At 56.1% G+C, this 1,025-nt stretch carries 2 pseudogenes; both read left to right on the plus strand.

What is annotated here, in order from left to right:
* Positions 1-197 (plus strand): annotated as a pseudogene (locus ACGYK9_RS19400) (IS110 family transposase); the annotation flags it as partial.
* Between the two features lie 80 nt (positions 198-277).
* A pseudogene (locus ACGYK9_RS19405) lies at positions 278-967 on the plus strand (IS5 family transposase); the annotation flags it as partial.
* Positions 968-1,025 lie beyond the last annotated feature (58 nt).

Genomic DNA, 1,025 nt, shown 5'->3' on the forward strand with positions numbered 1-1,025 from the left:
ACGTTAGTGATGCCAGTTGGCTGCGACAGCTCCATTCCTACGGTTTGCTACGTGGCAGTTTCCGGCCATCAGCCAAGATTGCCACCCTGCGGGCGTATCTGCGCCAACGGGAGAGGCTGGTGGAGTATGCCGCTGCTCATATCCAGCACATGCAGAAGGCGCTGATGGAAATGAACCTTCAACTGCACCACGTTGTCTGAGAGCCCGATTTAAAACTATTTGAGTGAGTTCAGTGGTTTGTGATTCTGTTCGGTTGTGAAGCTGAATGGAGATCACAATGGCTTGGACTGAACTCACCCGCCGTCAACATGACCGAAAAGGCGATAAATACGCAAGCGATATGAGGGACGCGGAATGGGCGTTGATAGCGCCTTCGATGTCGCCGCCGAAGACAACTGGTCGGCCCCGTACGACATGTTTGCGCGACGTGGTCGACGCACTCCTCTACATTGCAACGACCGGATGCCAATGGCGTATGTTGCCCAACGACTTCCCGCCGGTTTCAACGGTTCGGGGCTATTTCTACGCGTGGCGCGATGACGGCTTGCTTGATGAGATAAACCAGAAGCTGGTCGAAGCTGCGCGACTGGCCGAGAACCGCAAAGCTCAGCCAACGGCAGGGGTCATAGATAGCCAGAGCGTAAAAACCACTGAAAGCGGTGGTATTAGGGGCTATGATGCGGGCAAACGGATCAAGGGCCGCAAGCGCCACATCGTAACCGACACGGTTGGATTGCTGATAGGCTTGGTGGTCCACAGCGCCGGAATTCAGGATCGGGATGGCGCACCCGATGTGCTGAAAGCGATCGCCTCGCGCTATCCATCATTGCGACATGTATTTGCGGATGGCGGGTATGCAGGGCCCAAACTGCGGGACGCGCTAAAGGCCCTCGGCCGATGGACCGTCCAGATCGTCAAACGCTCTGACACCGCGGCGGGAATTCGTATGGCATTGCCAAGTTGTTGGCCGCGTGTCGTAGGTGTTGCTGGTCTGTAAATTACGCCACCATCTCGATGGTGTATTC

It is taken from the genome of Sulfitobacter sp. 1A15258, assembly GCF_043557045.1.
GTDB classification, from domain to species: domain Bacteria; phylum Pseudomonadota; class Alphaproteobacteria; order Rhodobacterales; family Rhodobacteraceae; genus Sulfitobacter; species Sulfitobacter faviae.